This window comes from Enterococcus sp. DIV1421a (assembly GCF_051711025.1).
Classification (GTDB): domain Bacteria; phylum Bacillota; class Bacilli; order Lactobacillales; family Enterococcaceae; genus Enterococcus_B; species Enterococcus_B hirae.
Genome location: NZ_JBIOLU010000001.1, coordinates 2,652,501 through 2,670,655 on the forward strand (window position 1 = coordinate 2,652,501; position 18,155 = coordinate 2,670,655).

General features: G+C 40.8%; 11 protein-coding genes, 1 tRNA gene and 2 rRNA genes (1 of these 14 only partly in view). All 14 read right to left on the bottom strand.

Annotated features, from left to right (window positions below; all coding sequences use genetic code 11):
• Positions 1-981 (bottom strand): 23S ribosomal RNA (locus tag IGK21_RS12050); it reaches 1,933 nt to the left of the window's first position.
• A 179-nt stretch (positions 982-1,160) separates the two neighbouring features.
• A tRNA-Ala gene (locus IGK21_RS12055) sits at positions 1,161-1,233 on the bottom strand.
• Between the two features lie 78 nt (positions 1,234-1,311).
• A 16S ribosomal RNA gene (locus IGK21_RS12060) occupies positions 1,312-2,871 on the bottom strand.
• The 16S and 23S rRNA genes sit together here with 1 tRNA gene alongside, the layout of an rRNA operon.
• Before the next feature lie 884 nt (positions 2,872-3,755).
• The gene (lysS, locus tag IGK21_RS12065) at positions 3,756-5,252 is read right to left on the bottom strand and encodes a lysine--tRNA ligase (RefSeq protein WP_010720573.1); all 1,497 of its coding nucleotides are present in this window, start codon (positions 5,250-5,252) and stop codon (positions 3,756-3,758) included.
• A gap of 118 nt (positions 5,253-5,370) precedes the next feature.
• Entirely contained in the window at positions 5,371-6,366 is a 996-nt protein-coding gene (dusB, locus tag IGK21_RS12070; protein WP_034700012.1) for a tRNA dihydrouridine synthase DusB, read from the bottom strand.
• Positions 6,367-7,254 carry an Hsp33 family molecular chaperone HslO gene (gene hslO, locus IGK21_RS12075; protein WP_010720575.1) on the bottom strand — a complete coding sequence of 296 codons (888 nt, stop codon included), beginning with the start codon at positions 7,252-7,254 and terminating at the stop codon, positions 6,367-6,369.
• Between the two features lie 175 nt (positions 7,255-7,429).
• A complete protein-coding gene (ftsH, locus tag IGK21_RS12080; RefSeq protein ID WP_010720576.1) occupies positions 7,430-9,541 on the bottom strand; it encodes an ATP-dependent zinc metalloprotease FtsH in 2,112 nt (703 codons plus the stop codon).
• 90 nt (positions 9,542-9,631) lie between these two features.
• A complete protein-coding gene (hpt, locus tag IGK21_RS12085; RefSeq protein ID WP_010737292.1) occupies positions 9,632-10,177 on the bottom strand; it encodes a hypoxanthine phosphoribosyltransferase in 546 nt (181 codons plus the stop codon).
• Positions 10,177-11,619 (bottom strand): tRNA lysidine(34) synthetase TilS, encoded by a 1,443-nt coding sequence (gene tilS / locus IGK21_RS12090; RefSeq protein WP_034700014.1) that lies wholly within the window; start codon positions 11,617-11,619, stop codon positions 10,177-10,179. Before tilS ends, hpt begins: the two co-directional genes overlap by 1 nt.
• A gap of 110 nt (positions 11,620-11,729) precedes the next feature.
• Positions 11,730-12,212: a S1 domain-containing RNA-binding protein gene (locus tag IGK21_RS12095; RefSeq protein WP_010720579.1), complete on the bottom strand. Its 483-nt coding sequence runs from the start codon at positions 12,210-12,212 to the stop codon at positions 11,730-11,732.
• Between the two features lie 44 nt (positions 12,213-12,256).
• The gene (locus IGK21_RS12100) at positions 12,257-12,670 is read right to left on the bottom strand and encodes an FtsB family cell division protein (RefSeq protein WP_010737290.1); all 414 of its coding nucleotides are present in this window, start codon (positions 12,668-12,670) and stop codon (positions 12,257-12,259) included.
• Positions 12,671-12,732: 62 nt separating this feature from the next.
• Positions 12,733-13,008 carry an RNA-binding S4 domain-containing protein gene (locus IGK21_RS12105; RefSeq protein WP_010720581.1) on the bottom strand — a complete coding sequence of 92 codons (276 nt, stop codon included), beginning with the start codon at positions 13,006-13,008 and terminating at the stop codon, positions 12,733-12,735.
• Positions 13,008-14,618 (bottom strand): putative polysaccharide biosynthesis protein, encoded by a 1,611-nt coding sequence (locus tag IGK21_RS12110; protein ID WP_010720582.1) that lies wholly within the window; start codon positions 14,616-14,618, stop codon positions 13,008-13,010. Before IGK21_RS12110 ends, IGK21_RS12105 begins: the two co-directional genes overlap by 1 nt.
• A gap of 15 nt (positions 14,619-14,633) precedes the next feature.
• Positions 14,634-18,155: a transcription-repair coupling factor gene (gene mfd, locus IGK21_RS12115; protein WP_438719427.1), complete on the bottom strand. Its 3,522-nt coding sequence runs from the start codon at positions 18,153-18,155 to the stop codon at positions 14,634-14,636.

Sequence of the window (18,155 nt, forward strand, 5' to 3'; positions counted from 1 at the left end):
CTCCCGGATATGAATGAATGGCATTCGGAGTTTATCTGAATTCGGTAACCCGAGATGGGCCCCTAGTCCAAACAGTGCTCTACCTCCATCATTCTCAATTCCGAGGCTAGCCCTAAAGCTATTTCGGAGAGAACCAGCTATCTCCAAGTTCGTTTGGAATTTCTCCGCTACCCACACCTCATCCCCGCACTTTTCAACGTACGTGGGTTCGGTCCTCCAGTGCGTTTTACCGCACCTTCAACCTGGACATGGGTAGATCACATGGTTTCGGGTCTACGACTACATACTCAAACGCCCTATTCAGACTCGCTTTCGCTGCGGCTCCGTCTCTTCAACTTAACCTCGCATGCAATCGTAACTCGCCGGTTCATTCTACAAAAGGCACGCCATCACCCATTAACGGGCTTTGACTTGTTGTAGGCACACGGTTTCAGGTTCTATTTCACTCCCCTTCCGGGGTGCTTTTCACCTTTCCCTCACGGTACTGGTTCACTATCGGTCACTAGGGAGTATTTAGCCTTGGGAGATGGTCCTCCCGGATTCCGACGGAATTCCTCGTGTTCCGCCGTACTCAGGATCCTCCTAGGTGCCTTCCAAATTTCATCTACGGGGTTTTTACCCTCTTTGACTGACTTTTCCAAGTCATTCGATTATCTGAAAGAACTACCATATCGGAGTCCTACAACCCCAATGAGCAAGCTCATTGGTTTGGGCTTTTCCCGTTTCGCTCGCCGCTACTCAGGGAATCGAATTTTCTTTCTCTTCCTGCAGGTACTTAGATGTTTCAGTTCTCTGCGTCTACCTCGAATGCGCTATGTATTCACGCAAACGTAACATCCTATAAAAGATGCTGGGTTCCCCCATTCGGAAATCTCTGGATCATAGCTTACGTACAGCTCCCCAAAGCATATCGGTGTTAGTCCCGTCCTTCATCGGCTCCTAGTGCCAAGGCATCCACCGTGCGCCCTTATTCACTTAACCTTATCAACCTTGCGGTTGGGTTTTGATCTTTCTTCTAGCGATAGAAGTCCGATCAAGAAAATAAGCAATTGAACTTATTAAAAAACTCATTCAACGCGGTGTTCTCGGTTTGTATTACTAATTTACTTCAAATATCCAGTTTTCAATGAACAAAATGTTTTAACAACTAATGTTGTTAATGGAGCCTAGCGGGATCGAACCGCTGACCTCCTGCGTGCAAAGCAGGCGCTCTCCCAGCTGAGCTAAGGCCCCGATTTATTTTTGAGAGTAGACCTCTCAAAACTGAACAAAGTATAAAACAAACAGTGTAGTCTCCGTAATATTCCTTAGAAAGGAGGTGATCCAGCCGCACCTTCCGATACGGCTACCTTGTTACGACTTCACCCCAATCATCTATCCCACCTTAGGCGGCTGGCTCCAAAAGGTTACCTCACCGACTTCGGGTGTTACAAACTCTCGTGGTGTGACGGGCGGTGTGTACAAGGCCCGGGAACGTATTCACCGCGGCGTGCTGATCCGCGATTACTAGCGATTCCGGCTTCATGTAGGCGAGTTGCAGCCTACAATCCGAACTGAGAGAAGCTTTAAGAGATTAGCTTAGCCTCGCGACTTTGCGACTCGTTGTACTTCCCATTGTAGCACGTGTGTAGCCCAGGTCATAAGGGGCATGATGATTTGACGTCATCCCCACCTTCCTCCGGTTTGTCACCGGCAGTCTTGCTAGAGTGCCCAACTAAATGATGGCAACTAACAATAAGGGTTGCGCTCGTTGCGGGACTTAACCCAACATCTCACGACACGAGCTGACGACAACCATGCACCACCTGTCACTTTGCCCCCGAAGGGGAAGCTCTATCTCTAGAGTGGTCAAAGGATGTCAAGACCTGGTAAGGTTCTTCGCGTTGCTTCGAATTAAACCACATGCTCCACCGCTTGTGCGGGCCCCCGTCAATTCCTTTGAGTTTCAACCTTGCGGTCGTACTCCCCAGGCGGAGTGCTTAATGCGTTAGCTGCAGCACTGAAGGGCGGAAACCCTCCAACACTTAGCACTCATCGTTTACGGCGTGGACTACCAGGGTATCTAATCCTGTTTGCTCCCCACGCTTTCGAGCCTCAGCGTCAGTTACAGACCAGAGAGCCGCCTTCGCCACTGGTGTTCCTCCATATATCTACGCATTTCACCGCTACACATGGAATTCCACTCTCCTCTTCTGCACTCAAGTCTCCCAGTTTCCAATGACCCTCCCCGGTTGAGCCGGGGGCTTTCACATCAGACTTAAGAAACCGCCTGCGCTCGCTTTACGCCCAATAAATCCGGACAACGCTTGCCACCTACGTATTACCGCGGCTGCTGGCACGTAGTTAGCCGTGGCTTTCTGGTTAGATACCGTCAAGGGATGAACAGTTACTCTCATCCTTGTTCTTCTCTAACAACAGAGTTTTACGATCCGAAAACCTTCTTCACTCACGCGGCGTTGCTCGGTCAGACTTTCGTCCATTGCCGAAGATTCCCTACTGCTGCCTCCCGTAGGAGTTTGGGCCGTGTCTCAGTCCCAATGTGGCCGATCACCCTCTCAGGTCGGCTATGCATCGTCGCCTTGGTGAGCCGTTACCTCACCAACTAGCTAATGCACCGCGGGTCCATCCATCAGCGACACCCGAAAGCGCCTTTCAAATCAAAACCATGCGGTTTCGATTGTTATACGGTATTAGCACCTGTTTCCAAGTGTTATCCCCTTCTGATGGGCAGGTTACCCACGTGTTACTCACCCGTTCGCCACTCCTCTTTTTCCGGTGGAGCAAGCTCCGGTGGAAAAAGAAGCGTTCGACTTGCATGTATTAGGCACGCCGCCAGCGTTCGTCCTGAGCCAGGATCAAACTCTCATAAAAAGTTCGAACAATCTTACGATTGTTAAGCTCAATTGTTTGCTAGCATATTGCTTGCTTGTTAAAAATGTTTGTTGTCTTGAATCAATCAAGACGCCCTACACATTTGGTTTGTCTTTGCTTTGTTCAGTTTTCAAAGGTCTACTTGATTAAAAGCTAATCATTTGAGATTGCCGTAGCAACTTTTATATCATATCAGAGTGTCGTTTGTTTGTCAACTCTTTTTTTAAAAGTTTTTTAACTTCATTTTTCGGAAGTGTTTCAGCAACTCATTTATCATAACTCATCGTTTGTTATTTGTCAACAACTTTTTTGAAGTTTTTTTCGATAGAATCAAGCTTCGTAAGCTGTTGTTTTTTAACGACTCAGTTATCTTATCATGTGATCTCTCACACGTCAAGAACTTTTTGAAGTTATTTTTTATTTTTGTCAGAAGTTATTTAGTGATAACTTTTGAACAAATAATAATATACCAACTAAACCTTTAACGGTCAACGAATTTTTTGTATTTTTTCAAGTTTTTTTCATTGGACGATCATTTCTGTAATTTTAAAAATAATCATTCGTATTTTAATAGTTTTCCTGCGATATTACTCCTCCCTTATTCTTTAATATTCGTTATAAATAAGAAGATCGTTTAATCAATCCACTCAAATACAAGCAAGCAATTCCTTTATCTATGCCTCCACATAATAAATTTCTCGATTATCCTCGCCTTGCATTTTTTTACCGTACCTCATTATTTCAAAAAAGAAACTGACAAAAAGTGGTGTAAGTTTTACGCTATCTATTAAAAATAGAGTGATCCTTTAACTTCTCTCTTTTACTAGATTATAAAAAAAGAAGCCAACAGTTCTTGGCTTCTTTTTTATTCATATTCACCATATCTAACGCATCGTTGGGAATAGTAAAACATCACGGATCGACTGTGCATCCGTCAATAACATAACTAAACGGTCAATTCCGATACCTAGACCGCCAGTTGGTGGCATACCATATTCTAAAGCTTCCAAGAAGTCTTCATCGACACCGTGTGCTTCATCGTTTCCTAGCTCACGTTCTTTTTCTTGGGCTTCAAAACGTTCTCTTTGATCAATCGGATCATTTAATTCGGTAAAGGCATTCGCAAATTCCCGACCAACGATAAACAATTCAAAACGATCGGTAAAGCGTGGATCTTCTGGATTCTTTTTCGCCAATGGAGATACTTCTACTGGATGTCCGTAAACAAAAGTTGGTTGTGTCAATGTTTCTTCCACAAAAGTTTCAAAGAACTCATTGATGACATGACCTACGCCCATTGCTTCGGTCACTTCTACGTGATGCTCTTCAGCAAGTGCTAATGCTTCTTCTAATGTCATTTCTTTCCAGAAATCGACACCTGTTTGCTCTTTGATCGCATCTACCATATGGATACGTTTAAAGTCACTTTCCAAATCAACTGCTTGGCCATCATAAGTGATTTCTGCTGTACCAAGAACTTTTTGGGCTGCATTACGAATGATTCCTTCAGTCAAGTTCATGACATCCTGGAAATCTGTATAAGCGGTGTAAGCTTCTAACATCGTAAATTCTGGATTATGAGTTGTATCGATCCCTTCATTACGGAAAACGCGACCGATTTCGTAAACTTTTTCCATTCCACCCACAATTAGGCGTTTTAAATGAAGTTCTAACGCAATACGTAAGTATAAATCAATATCTAGTGCGTTATGGTGTGTAATAAATGGACGAGCTGCAGCACCACCGGCTTCATTGTGTAAGACTGGTGTTTCTACTTCAATATAGCCATTACCATCTAAGTAACGACGGATTTCGCTAATAATTTGGCTACGTTTCATGAAGCGATCAAAACTTTCACGGTTACTGATCAAATCAAGATAACGTTGACGATAACGTTGTTCGATATTAGTCAATCCATGGTATTTATCTGGTAGCGGACGTAAAGCTTTTGATAAAATAGTGATTTCTGATGCCTTGATTGAAACTTCGCCCGTATCAGTCTTCATGATTTCACCTGTTACGCCAAAGAAGTCTCCTAAATCAGCATGTTTGAATACATCATAGGCTTCATCACCTACTTGATCTTTACGTACATAAATTTGGATTTGGCCTTCACGATCTTGTAAGTGAGCAAATCCAGCTTTTCCTTTACCACGACGAGTGATCATTCGACCGGCTACACTTGCAGTTAGCCCCATCTCTGCTAATTCTTCTTTTGTTCTTGGATCAAACAATTCATGTAATTCTTCTGAATTGTGCGTACGTTCAAATCGTTTACCAAAAGGATCAATCCCATTTTCTCTTAATTGCTCCATTTTTTGACGGCGAACAAGCATTTGATCGTTTAAATCTTCTACTTGATGTTGTTGTTCCTGTGTCACAAAAGTTCCTCCATTCTCATGTTATTCTCTTTCCTATAATGCCAATGAAACACAAAAAAAGCAAGCCGAACTTAAAGTTCGACTTGAAAATTCACGAAAAACTTAGAAAATCACTAGATTATTTCACAGATACTTTTTCTGTTTTCTCTAAAAAGCGGTCAAGCAATTCATTGATTTCTACTTGTTTTTCTGCTTGATTGATTGCAACTTTTACTTTTGCTGCTCGAGAGATTCCTTTTAAATAATAGGAAGCATGTGTCCGAAATTCTCGGCACGCAACAACCTCCCCTTTTAAATCGACTAAACGTTTCAAATGTAATTTAGCGGTCTCGATTTTTTCTCTTGGTGTTGGTTCAGGGATTAACTCGCCGGTTTCTAAGTAATGCTGGGTGCGATGGATCATCCAAGGATTGCCTAACGCTGCACGCCCAATCATCACACCATCCGCTCCTACGTATTCTAACATTCTTTTAGCATCTTCCGGAGTTTTGACATCTCCATTGCCCATAAATGGGATCTTGAGCTGACTTTTAACTTCTTTCAATACTTCCCAGTTTGCTTTACCTTCATACATTTGTACTCTCGTACGTCCGTGCATGGCGATTGCACTGGCGCCAGCTGCTTCAGCCGCTAAAGCATTTTGCACAGCAAAAACATGTTGTTCATCCCAACCGATTCTCATTTTCACAGTAACTGGTACATCAACAGCAGAAGAGACAGCTTGTACCATCTCATAAACTTTATCTGGATCCAATAACCATTTAGCACCTGCTTCTGCTTTGATGATTTTGTTCACTGGGCAACCCATATTGATATCAATGATGTCAGCCGCTGTATTTTCTTGAACGAATTGGGCAGCCTCGACCAAAGTATCTTTGTTTCCACCAAAAATTTGCAAGCTTAGTGGATGTTCTGTTTCTTCGATATGCAGCATCTCTAATGTTTTCTTGTTTCTAAAATGGATTCCTTGGTCACTGATCATCTCACAGACGACTAATCCAGCACCGAACTCTTTGACGGTCACACGAAAAGCTGAATTAGTGATTCCAGCCATCGGTGCGACAACTACTCGATTGGGAATTTCAACATGTCCGATTTTCCATGTATGTTCCACTTATTTTCCTCCCAGCGCTTCTGCTTTTAGCTCGGATAATTCTGCTTCACTGTATTCATACTTGTTGTTGCAGAATGAACAAACGGCTTCTGCTCCGTGATCTTCATCAATCATCGCTTGGATTTCTTCTGCCCCTAAAGCAATAATTGCTTCCCCAAATTTTTCTTTTGAGCAATCACATTTGAATTGTACCGGCATTTTCTCTAAAATATTCAACTCACTAGTTCCTAGTAAACCTTCAAGAATTTTTTCAGGTGTTAATCCTTCGTCTAATAAAGTAGAAATACGTGGTGTCGTTTTTAATTGTTCTTCGATTTTACTGATAGTTTCTTCATCTGCACCAGGCATGATTTGGATCATAAATCCACCAGCTGTTTTGATACTGTCATCCGTGTTAACTAAAACGCTCAATCCAACTGCTGAAGGAATCTGTTCTGAGATTGCAAGATAATAGGTAAAGTCTTCCGCAATTTCTCCAGAAACAATAGGTGTTTGTCCCGAAAATGGTTCTTTCAAACCGAGGTCTTTAGTAACACTGAACATCCCTTGCGTTCCCACAGCACCACGCACATCAATTTTTCCTGCTTCATTCAAAGGTAGGCTCAAATGAGGGTTTTGGATATAGCCTTTGACTTCTCCTTTGCCATTCGCATCTACCACAATCCCATTAGCCGGACCATTCCCTTGAATCCGCACAGTTAACTTGTCTTCGCCTTTTAGCGTCGAACCTAGTAAAAGTCCGCCAACAAGCGTACGACCTAATGCAGCCGATGATGTATGCCAAGTGTCGTGTCGCTTTTGGGCTTCTGCAACAGTGTTTGTTGCTTGAACTGCATAAGCACGTACATAGCCATCATAGGCCAGTGCCTTGATCAAATAATCTTCCATTTATTTATGTACCTCTTTTCCGATTTTTAAATTCATAGTGAATCATACTAGTTACGCTGATAATTTTCAACTTATGAATGTTATCTTTTCTTTTATTTGCCTATTCTATAATAAAAAATAAAACAACTACTAAAAAAGAGCCACGACTTTTGTCGTAGCTCTCATTTTTTAGCGATTATTTCGGTTGATCATCCGAATCATCTGTTGAAGAAGTTTGATGTTCTTCTTCATTTAATTCTTTTTTCTCTTCTTCAAATTCTTTCTTATCGTGCTCAAAATCTTGTTTTTCTTCCGCTTGTTTTTCTGCGTCTTTTTCTTCCAAAGCACGTTTTGCTTCTTCAAAAGTTTGCGCTTCTTTTTCACTAGGATAGTTAGCAGATTCTGAACCTTCAGGCATAACACCTTTTTCAAATAAAGATTTGATTGCTTTCGCATCGAGTGTTTCAAATTCTAACAGTTTTTCAGCGATCAATTTATGTTGTGCTCGATGTGCTTCGATGATCTCATGCGCTTTTTGATGAGCTTCCATCAAAATCTTACGCACTTCTTGGTCAATTTCAAAGGCCACTTGTTCAGAGTAAGCTTTCGTTTGACCATAGTCACGACCAACGAATACTTGATGATTTCCTTCATATTGAACTGGACCTAAACGATCACTCATTCCATATTCAGTTACCATGCTTCGTGCTAAAGCTGTTGCTTGTTCAAAGTCATTAGAAGCCCCAGTTGATTGAACGTTGAAGATGATTTCTTCTGCTGTTCGACCACCAAGCAAACCAACGATTTGTTCAAACATATCTTCTTTTGTCATTAAGAATTGATCTTCTTTTGGTAAGGCGATCATATAACCACCTGCACGTCCACGTGGAATAATGGTTACTTTATGAACCACACGTGCCCGACTCAAGACTAAACCAACGATCGTATGACCTGCTTCGTGATAAGCCACCATTTCTCGTTCTTTTTTGCTGATTACGCGATCTTTCTTAGCTGGACCTGCAATCACGCGATCTTCTGCTTCATCAATATCTGAAGCATCGATTTTCTTCTTGTTACGACGAGCCGCAACTAAAGCTGCTTCGTTTAAGACATTTTCTAAATCTGCACCAGCAAAACCTGGTGTTTGTTGTGCCACGACTTTCAAATCAACGTCATCTGCCATCGGTTTGTTTCGTGCGTGAACACGTAAGATTGCTTCACGGCCTTTTACATCTGGACGACCAACTAAAATTTGACGGTCAAAACGTCCTGGACGTAAAAGTGCAGGGTCAAGTACATCTGAACGGTTTGTTGCAGCAATGACGATAACACCTTCATTCCCATCAAATCCGTCCATTTCAACTAGCAATTGGTTCAGTGTTTGTTCACGTTCATCATGTCCACCGCCCATGCCTGCGCCACGTTGACGACCAACAGCATCAATTTCATCGATGAAGATGATTGCTGGAGCATTTTTCTTCGCTGTTTCAAATAAGTCACGAACACGACTTGCCCCAACACCCACAAACATTTCTACAAAGTCAGAACCTGAAATAGAGTAAAACGGTACACCCGCTTCTCCAGCTACAGCTTTTGCTAACAATGTTTTACCAGTTCCTGGAGGTCCTTCTAAAAGAACACCAGCTGGGATACGTGCGCCTAACTCAACAAAACGTCGCGGATCTCTTAAGAATTCAACAACTTCAACCAACTCTTGTTTCTCTTCTTCTGCACCAGCGACATCTGAGAAGCGTACACGGTTAGCTTTTTTGTCGGCTTCTTTGGCTTTTGATTTACCAAAGTTCATGACACGGCCACCGCCGCCTCCGCCACCACCTTGTTGCCCCATCATCATATAGAAGAAGAACACAAGGATGATAATTGGTAAGAAGCTTAGCAATAAGGATACCCATACGCCACTGCTTGATTCTTCTTTGACTGTTGTAGCTACGTTATGTTCTTTCGCTAAATCAGTCACTTGGCTAAGTGTGGTATCGTTTGGCAAAATAATCGTTGTAAAGTGTGTCGTTTTTGTATCTGTCGATCCTAAGATAGCAAGTCCACCACTGTTAGAGACGGTTTGCTGTTCTTTATACTCTCCAGAAATTTTATATACACCATTTGCAGGTTGTACTTCAAATTCTTTGATTTTACCTGCTTGTAATTGTTCTGTAAATTTTGTGTACTCGATATCTGACGATCGTTGGCCGTTATTACCAAAGATAAAATATACGACCATAACCATCGCTAAGATTACGAGGACATAATACAAGGCATTTTTCATCATGCCATTGTTTTTTTTGTTCATAGTTGCCCTCCCTATGCGTTATTTTAATTTAGCATTTTTTTTATCAATCCTGACCATTCTATTGTAACACAATTTATAGTAGATACAGCACTAATTTGATTGATAAACGCTAGGCTTCAATACACCGATGTATGGTAAATTACGGTAAGCTTCTGCATAATCTAATCCGTAACCCACTACAAATTCATTAGGAACATTGAATCCAACATAGTCTGCTTCAATATCAACTACTCTACCTTCTGGTTTATCAAGCAATGTGACAATTTTCACTGATTTTGCTTTACGGTATTTAAATAGATCAACCAAATAAGCGAGTGTTCTTCCACTATCGATGATATCTTCAACGATCAGTAAGTCACGGCCTTCAACATTGGTATCTAAATCTTTGACGATTTTGACTTCTCCTGATGAAACCGTTGCATTTCCATAACTTGAAACATCCATAAAGTCTATTTCCAAGTGAGCATCAATCGAACGTATGATATCTGCCATGAATGGAACAGCGCCTTTTAGAACACCAACAACGAGTGGATTATTATGCTTATAAGTTTCTGCCAATTCTTTGCCTAGTTCTTCACAACGAACTTGTATTTCTTCTCTTGTAATCAAAACTTTTTCAATATCCTTTTCTAACATCAGGTTCTCCTTCCAATTGCTTCTTTGTGATATTTGTAAAGAAGTATGTAGTGTATTTTATCAGTTTCTACACCAATACTCAAATAGGAATAGGTAAATGGGACCAAACTATAAATATTTTCATTTTGATCCCTCACGACCCATGCCTCTTTTCTTTGTGAATCAGGTACTTTGTTATCAATCAAATATCTGGATATTTTCTTTTTTAGTTTGCTATTTAGCTGGATACGCTCTCCTGCTTGTCTCTTTCCTACAAACAGTTCTTGATGTGAAGATAGCCAAAGATCATGAGAAAACTCGTCCCAATCATCTGCTTTTCTAGCTTCTTCGGCTGCTTCAGGTGTAAACAAGCCGATCCAGCAGCTTTCATCTAACCTGATGCGTTGATTCAACTCCAACTTATACGCCTCTGTTCGTTCTTGTATTGTTTTTGAGGGATCAGCTTTCTCTTGGATAAGATAGATTTTTTCATAGCTACGTTGCAGAACCCACCCTCGTTCAAGAGTAATTTTCCATTGGCCTTTTTTCTGTTGACACTGTTGTAAAATCAGTTGGATTTGTTTTTCTTTGATCACGATCGCTGTTTTTTCAAAAAAATGATCAAAGAATGCGTATAAGAAATAATAGCTTTCTTCTTCTGGCATCTCCGCTAATAGTTTCCAAGGAAAATGCACCCGTTCGTTTTCTTCTACGACATTTTCCATCAAGACTTTCTTCATGTGTGTTTGAATCAATCGATCTGCCCATTGGATCTGCTGCGAAAAACGTTGAAAATGAACCATTGCTTGTGGATTTTCTTGTTTTAGTTGAGGCAGAACCAAATGACGAAGGCGATTACGTTGAACATCCAACTCTTGATTCGTATGGTCTTCAAAATAAACCAGCTCTCGCTCTGAAGCATATTGATATAATTGCGCCTTACTAAATCCTAGTAACGGACGAATCAATCGACCATTGGAGAAGGGTTGGGCTTCTTTGATCCCAGCATAGGTACTAAGTTGCCCCCCACGCAACAACTTCATTAAAACCGTTTCCATTTGGTCATCCCCATGATGTGCCGTCATTAGGCAGTCATAGCTGCCGCTTTGCATCTGCTTCGCAAACACTTGATAACGAAACTCTCGAGCCGCTGTTTCAATGCCCTTTTTTGTTGGCTTTTCCCAAACTTCCACTTGTAACGGGAGTTGATGTTGTTGACAATACTTCTTTAAATACGCAACTTCATGAACAGATTCTTCTCTTAATTGATGATTGATATGGGTCACTGCCAAAAAGAAACCCCATTTTTTTTGCGCTTCCATCATTAAATCCAGAAGAACCATAGAATCTACTCCCCCAGAAACCGCCAGTAGCGCTCTTGTTTTTTCATTCAAATAACCATTGATTTCACAATTTGTCAAAAAACGTTGTCTGATCTTCCTTGCGTCTTGTTCTTCTTCCATCGAATCACTTCCTTGTTCCTTCTCGGCTTCGATCAACCTACCATCAAAGATTCCAATGAAAAAAAGAGCGGACAAAAGTCTGCGACAATTGCCTGCTCTTAAGTTTTTGGTTAGCTGCGACGTCCGCCGCGTCCGCCACGTTTACCTTCTGTATTGCGCTTCAAGGAAGTCAATCGATCATCACTATCCTTTAAAAATGAACTCATTAATGAATCGAAGTCTTCTTTATGGTTATTAGAAGATTGACTGCGAGAAAAAGGTTTTTTCTGTGTTGAACGACCTCGATTATCGCGAGGATCTCTTTGTTGGTATTTTTTTGGACGCTTATCATCATCTGATTCTGTTGATTCCGCTGGTTTTGGTTGTGTTTGACGGATTGATAATCCAATTTTACCATCATCATTAACTGAGATAACTTTAACAGTTACTTCATCACTGACACTTAAAACATCATGAATATCTTTGATATAGCCATTTGAGACTTCACTGATATGAACTAGACCAGTTTTTCCAGCTCCTAAATCAATAAACGCGCCAAAATTTGTAATTCCTGATACTTTCCCTTGCAGTTTTGCTCCTACCTCGATTGACATAAAAAAAATGTTCCTCCTAATTATTAACCTATTTATAATACTGCTTATTTTGCAGTTGTTGAACTAGTTGTTTGGTCTGTGTCATCCGTATTTGATTCTAATACTGGATAAACCTGCTCGCCTTCTTTTGAATAAAAGTATTTGCTTCTCGCAAGTTTCGCCACATAGTCATCATCTTTCAATAATGAGACATCCTGTGTTAGCTGATCCACATCAGCATTGACTTGGCTTAATTCCGTATTTGCTTCAACTTTCAATTCGTTTAATTGATTCATTCTTTGCATATCACGAAAAATTTGAAAACCTAAAATTGCGAAAATGACCAAAGCACCTATAAAAATAACTGCTAATCGACGTCTACGAAAAATCAACTGGCGTTGTTGTTCTTGAAATTCGACATATTTTTTCTTTGCATACTCTGTATCTAAAGCAGCAATTTTGTTGCTTTTTTTTGTCACTTCTCTTCGCTCCAATCTTTTTTGATTGTCGTTTTCATTATACCAATATCATTGAGGGTTGTCTAATCTATTTCGTCAGTGTTTTGCTTGCGAATCTCCGAAATGATCTCATACATTTTTTGAGCATCTTCTTTTTTCGTCGACTCATGTAATTCATTGACTTTTACTTCCATTGTTTTGTTTCCAAATTGGATCTTCAATTGATCGCCTACCTTGACATCACTAGAAGATTTAGCCAATTTTCCGTTGATTTGAATTCTTCCTTTATCTGCCACTTCTTTTGCTACAGAGCGGCGTTTGATAATTCGGGAAATTTTAAGAAATTTATCTAATCGCATTAGGATTCCTCACTTTTATTTTTTATAAGTTTATTAAATCGTAAAATCTTTTTTCCAAACGGTAACATCAACCATTCTCTAACCGTAAATAATTTTGTCCAGATCACAGCATTCACAAAGACGAACGCTCCGATTCCTACACCTGCTAAACTGGCAAAGAATGCAGAAGACCGATGAGCAACCGGGCCAAAAATCATCGTCAGTCCGCCATAATAAATCAGTAAGGCTAAGATCATCCATCCCAAACATTGAAGCAATTTACTTCCAAAGCGACGTTCTTTCCAGAACTGATTGATTTCACTAGTCTCCGTGTGGACAAAATACCATAGAGTGACAGCCAATCCTAGCAAGGTCGACAAACTAGCTCCTACTGTCCCTAGATAACCAGTTAGAAACGGGGTTGCCAAAGCTTTGGCTAACAGCCCCCAGCCTGCACCTTTCAAAGAGGGACGAAAAGAATTTTTACTTTGGGCAATACTTTGATAGGTTTGGATGATTGCTGTTAAAGCAATTGCAAAGACGAATAGCACCAACGCTGCATTCCCAGCGTAATCTTTAAATAGCGCATAGTTGATATACGGTAAAAGCATAGCTAGTCCTACAGAAGCAGCTAATGCTAAAGTCGTTGTTAACCGTAAATAGATTTTGGCAGTCTTTAGAAATTGACTATGCACAGCCGTCATCAAGTACTTCGTCAATGCAGGTAAGAAAGTCGCACTTAATGCAGTCGCAATCACTAGTCCTAATTGAACTAACGGTTGCCCACGATCATAGACTCCTTTTGCAATTTTTGCACTTTGTTCAGATAATCCATAAACTTGAAGCGCATTTTTTACAAAAAATGAGTCGATCAGCTGAAAGAAAATCAGCAGACCACTATAGATTGACACTAAGCCCCCTTCAACTAAAAAACGCCGGATCAATCGTTTGTCAGGTCGTTTCGTGACCGAAAAATGTCGAAAACTTAACGCCCCACCATGGATCTTTTGTTCATAATAGCGCAACACACCATAGGCACAAAGTCCCCCGATGACTGCACCACTCATAGCCGCAGTTCCTGTTTGGTAAACTGACCAGCCAAATAGTCGAAAAGCAAAGGCACTGAAAACGATGATCGCCACTCTCACAAATTGTTCAACGACTTGTGAAACAGCTGTCGGTTCCATCAAAAATCTGCCTTGGAAATTTCCTCGATAAAAAGATAGTCCTGGCATCAGTAAGAAAGTAAATGAAACGATTTGGATCAGCGGTCGTAATTGCTGATCCCCCATCATCCAAGCAATCCAACGGCTAAAGAGAAAAGTAAACAGCCACAGAACAATCCCTGTCCAAAAAACTAATGGATAAAGCCGTTGCAGTGCTTCTTTTCGCTGAATTGGATCTTTTCGTTCAGCGACATATTTTGAAATGAATTGCGGTAAACCAGACAACGCTAAAGTCATGGCAATCCCATAGATTGGGTATACTTGTTGGTATACATAAAATCCTTCATCACCAACTAAGTTTTGGAGCGGAATGCGGTACAGCGCACTTAGGACTTTTGCTATGAAAGAAGCAATCGTCAATATAAATGCGCCATGCATCACGCGACGCATCTCTTTATGGTCCAAAGTATTCGCTCCTTCCTAAGCAGACAGATATTTTTGTTCACGTAAAGCTTTGACAAAACGTTGGATTTCTTGCAACCAAACTGCTTCATCGGTCTTGTTAGGAACCGTTAGTCGAATCACCATTTTTTCTTTTTCTACACCTAAACTTGCTTTTAGTTTTGTTGCAGTCAAAGCTTCAAATAACTGTTCTACAGTATAGCGTTTTGTTCCTGCTTTACTTAGGTTAAAGACGATAGTCTGCTGTTGCTTGCGAATTGTTTCAATCAAGGCGCGATCGCCATCCATTTTGATTTGGCCAATCGTTAAGAGATGTGCCACCTCTTCAGGGTATTCCCCAAAACGGTCTAAAAGATCATCTTCTAATTCATCAAGCATTTCTTGTGAATCAAGTTCCCTGATCCGTTTATAAATTTCAATTTTCTGTCTTTGGTCCGAAACATATTCTTCTGGCAAGTAAGCATCGACCCCAAGATCGATTTCAACTGCTGTTTTTTCCACTTGGTTGTTCTTTCCTTGTTTACGTAAAACAGCATCACTTAACATTTGCGAATACATGTCGAATCCGACAGCATCAATAAAGCCGTGCTGCTGCGCACCTAGCAGATTTCCTGCTCCTCGGATCGATAAATCCCGCATAGCGATTTTAAAACCAGAGCCTAGTTCGGTGAAATCTTTAATGGCTTGAAGACGTTTTTCGCTGACTTCATTCAAGATTTTTTGTTGTTCATACATGAAGTAGGCGTACGCCACTCGGTTGCTTCGTCCCACACGACCTCGTAATTGATAAAGAGTCGATAGCCCCATGTAATCAGCATTTTCAACGAAGAGCGTATTCGCATTTGGAATATCGACACCCGTTTCAATGATCGTCGTTGTGACTAACACATCATATTGTCCTTCAATAAAATCAAACAATGTATTTTCTAATTGTGCTTCAGTCATTTGACCATGCGCATAACCGATCCGTGCTTCTGGTACAAGTTCTTGGATTTCTTCCACTTTTTGTTCGATCGTCTCTACTCGATTATAGAGATAGAACACTTGACCGCCACGCCCCATTTCTCGATGGATAGCTTCACGAATCGCTCCAGGATTTTTTTCCATCACGTAAGTTTGAATCGGATAACGATTGGCAGGCGGTGTTTCGATCACTGATAAATCACGAACCCCGAGCATTGACATGTGGAGTGTCCGTGGGATCGGTGTCGCTGTCAACGTCAAGACATCCACTTGGGCACGTAGTTGTTTCAAACGTTCTTTATGTTTTACACCAAAACGCTGTTCTTCGTCAACGATCAATAACCCTAAGTCACTAAATTCAATGTCTTTAGATAAGATACGATGCGTTCCGACTACGATATCGATTTGTCCAGTACGTAATTGTTCAATCGTTTCTTTTTGTTGTTTTTTCGTTCGGAAACGACTCAATAGACCTACATTTACTGGAAATCCTTCAAAACGTTCCAACATCGTTTCATAGTGTTGTTGGGCGAGAATGGTCGTAGGAACTAAAAAGGCAACTTGTTTACTTTCCTTGACGGCTTTAAAAGCAGCTCGTAAAGCCACTTCCGTTTTACCGTAGCCAACATCACCAACGAGCAAACGATCCATCGGTTTTTCTTTTTCCATATCTCGTTTGATCTCTGCGGCACTCCGTAATTGGTCATCCGTTTCAGAGTATGGGAAGGCATTTTCAAATTCTTTTTGATACCCATCATCCGGTCCAAACGCATACCCTTTTTCTGATTCTCTGGCAGCATATAGTTTGATCAGATCATCTGCGATATCTTCAATTTTAGACGAAACCTTTCTTTTGGTTTTCGTCCATTCACTACTGCCTAATTTATTGATACGAGGTGCTTTTGATTCAGAAGCAACATATTTTTGGATCAAATTCAGCTGGGTAACCGGAATAAATAATTTATCGTCATTTTGATAAAGGATCGTCATGTAGTCTTGATGGACACCATCCACTTCTAACGTTTCCATCCCAATATATTTACCGATCCCGTGATTTGCGTGAACGACATAGTCGCCTGCTTTTAGTTCATTATAGCTTTTTAAACGTTCCGCATTCGTTACGGTTTGTCGCCGTGTTTGTTTCTTCGTCGTTTTTTGGAAAATTTCTTTTTCCGTAATCGCGACTATTTTCTCTTGAGGAAGTTCGAACCCTGTTTGCAGCGCCCCTTCCACTAGTTGCACTTGTCCTCTGATCAGTTTTTCTTTTTCGGTTTCCACGACTAGGATCTCTTCATCACGTAACATCTGCTCCGCTTTTCTAATCCGTTCTTTCGTAGGAATAAAGATGACTACTGTTTGTTCTTGCTTACGCCATCGGTCCATTTCTGTTTTCAATAATGGCATTTGACCGAAAAATTGTTGCATCGTACGATATTGAAAATTGTGAATCGCTTGAAAACGTAAATTCCCCATACCCTTTTGAAAAAGCGCAAAAAAAGTCGTCACAAATTTTTCTTTTTGAACTAATTTATGCACATCATTGACAAAGACTTGCTCTGAGAAGACACGTAATTCACTAATTTTTTGTGTTTGCCATTCAGCTGCTTCTCTTTCGATCTCCCGATTTGTTTCCATGATTCGTTGATAATCATCCACAATGAATAAACTACTTGTTGGAAAATAATCAAGGATCGTCGTTTCTTCTTGATAAAGAAGATCAGCATAAAGTTTCGCGTCTTCTGTCGGATTTCCTGCTTGCCATTGCGCGATCACTTGTCCAAAATAATCCTGCACGAATTGGCGGTCTGTTTCTTCTGAAATCGTCGCTAGTTTCTTTTCTAACAACTTTTCCAGTCGGTCGATCCCATGAAGTAAATCAGCTTGGTCGTAGACCTGTTCACTTGTCGGTGCGATCCAAATTTCTGTTACTTTTTCGATCGAGCGTTGAGTTTCTACTTCAAAATATCGCATGGAGTCAATCTCTACATCAAATAATTCGATACGTACGGGATGTTCGAGATTGATCGGATAGATATCAATGATGCTGCCACGAATACTATACTCTCCTGTTTTTGCCACCATCTCAACTCGTTCGTAGCCTAATAAAGTCAATAGACGAGGCAGATCGTCAACGGCTATTTCCTCTCCCGTTCGCCAAGTCAATTGGGCTTGTTTCCAAACTTTTGGACTGGGTAATCGTTTATGCAATGCTGCTACTGGTAATAAATAGACCCCTGGTTGTTTTTGTTGCAGGGCATTTAGTGTAGCAACTCTTTCTCTTCTTGCTTCTGGGGAAGAAAAAGCCATTTCCGCAGAAAGAACTTCATCTACTGTAAAAGAATGTATTTGTTCTGCTGGCAAAACATGTTGCAAATCTTCTGCTAGTTGATTCGCATAATACAGATTAGGCATTAATACGACTAAGTTTTTCTTTGTTTTTTTGAACGCTCGAGCAAAGAGAAGAGTTTTGGCTGAACCAGCTAAACCAGTGATCAATTGTCTTGGTGATTTTTCTTCTATCTGGTTGAGCCATTCCTTTACCTGTGGATCTTTACCAATTAATTGAACGATATCCAT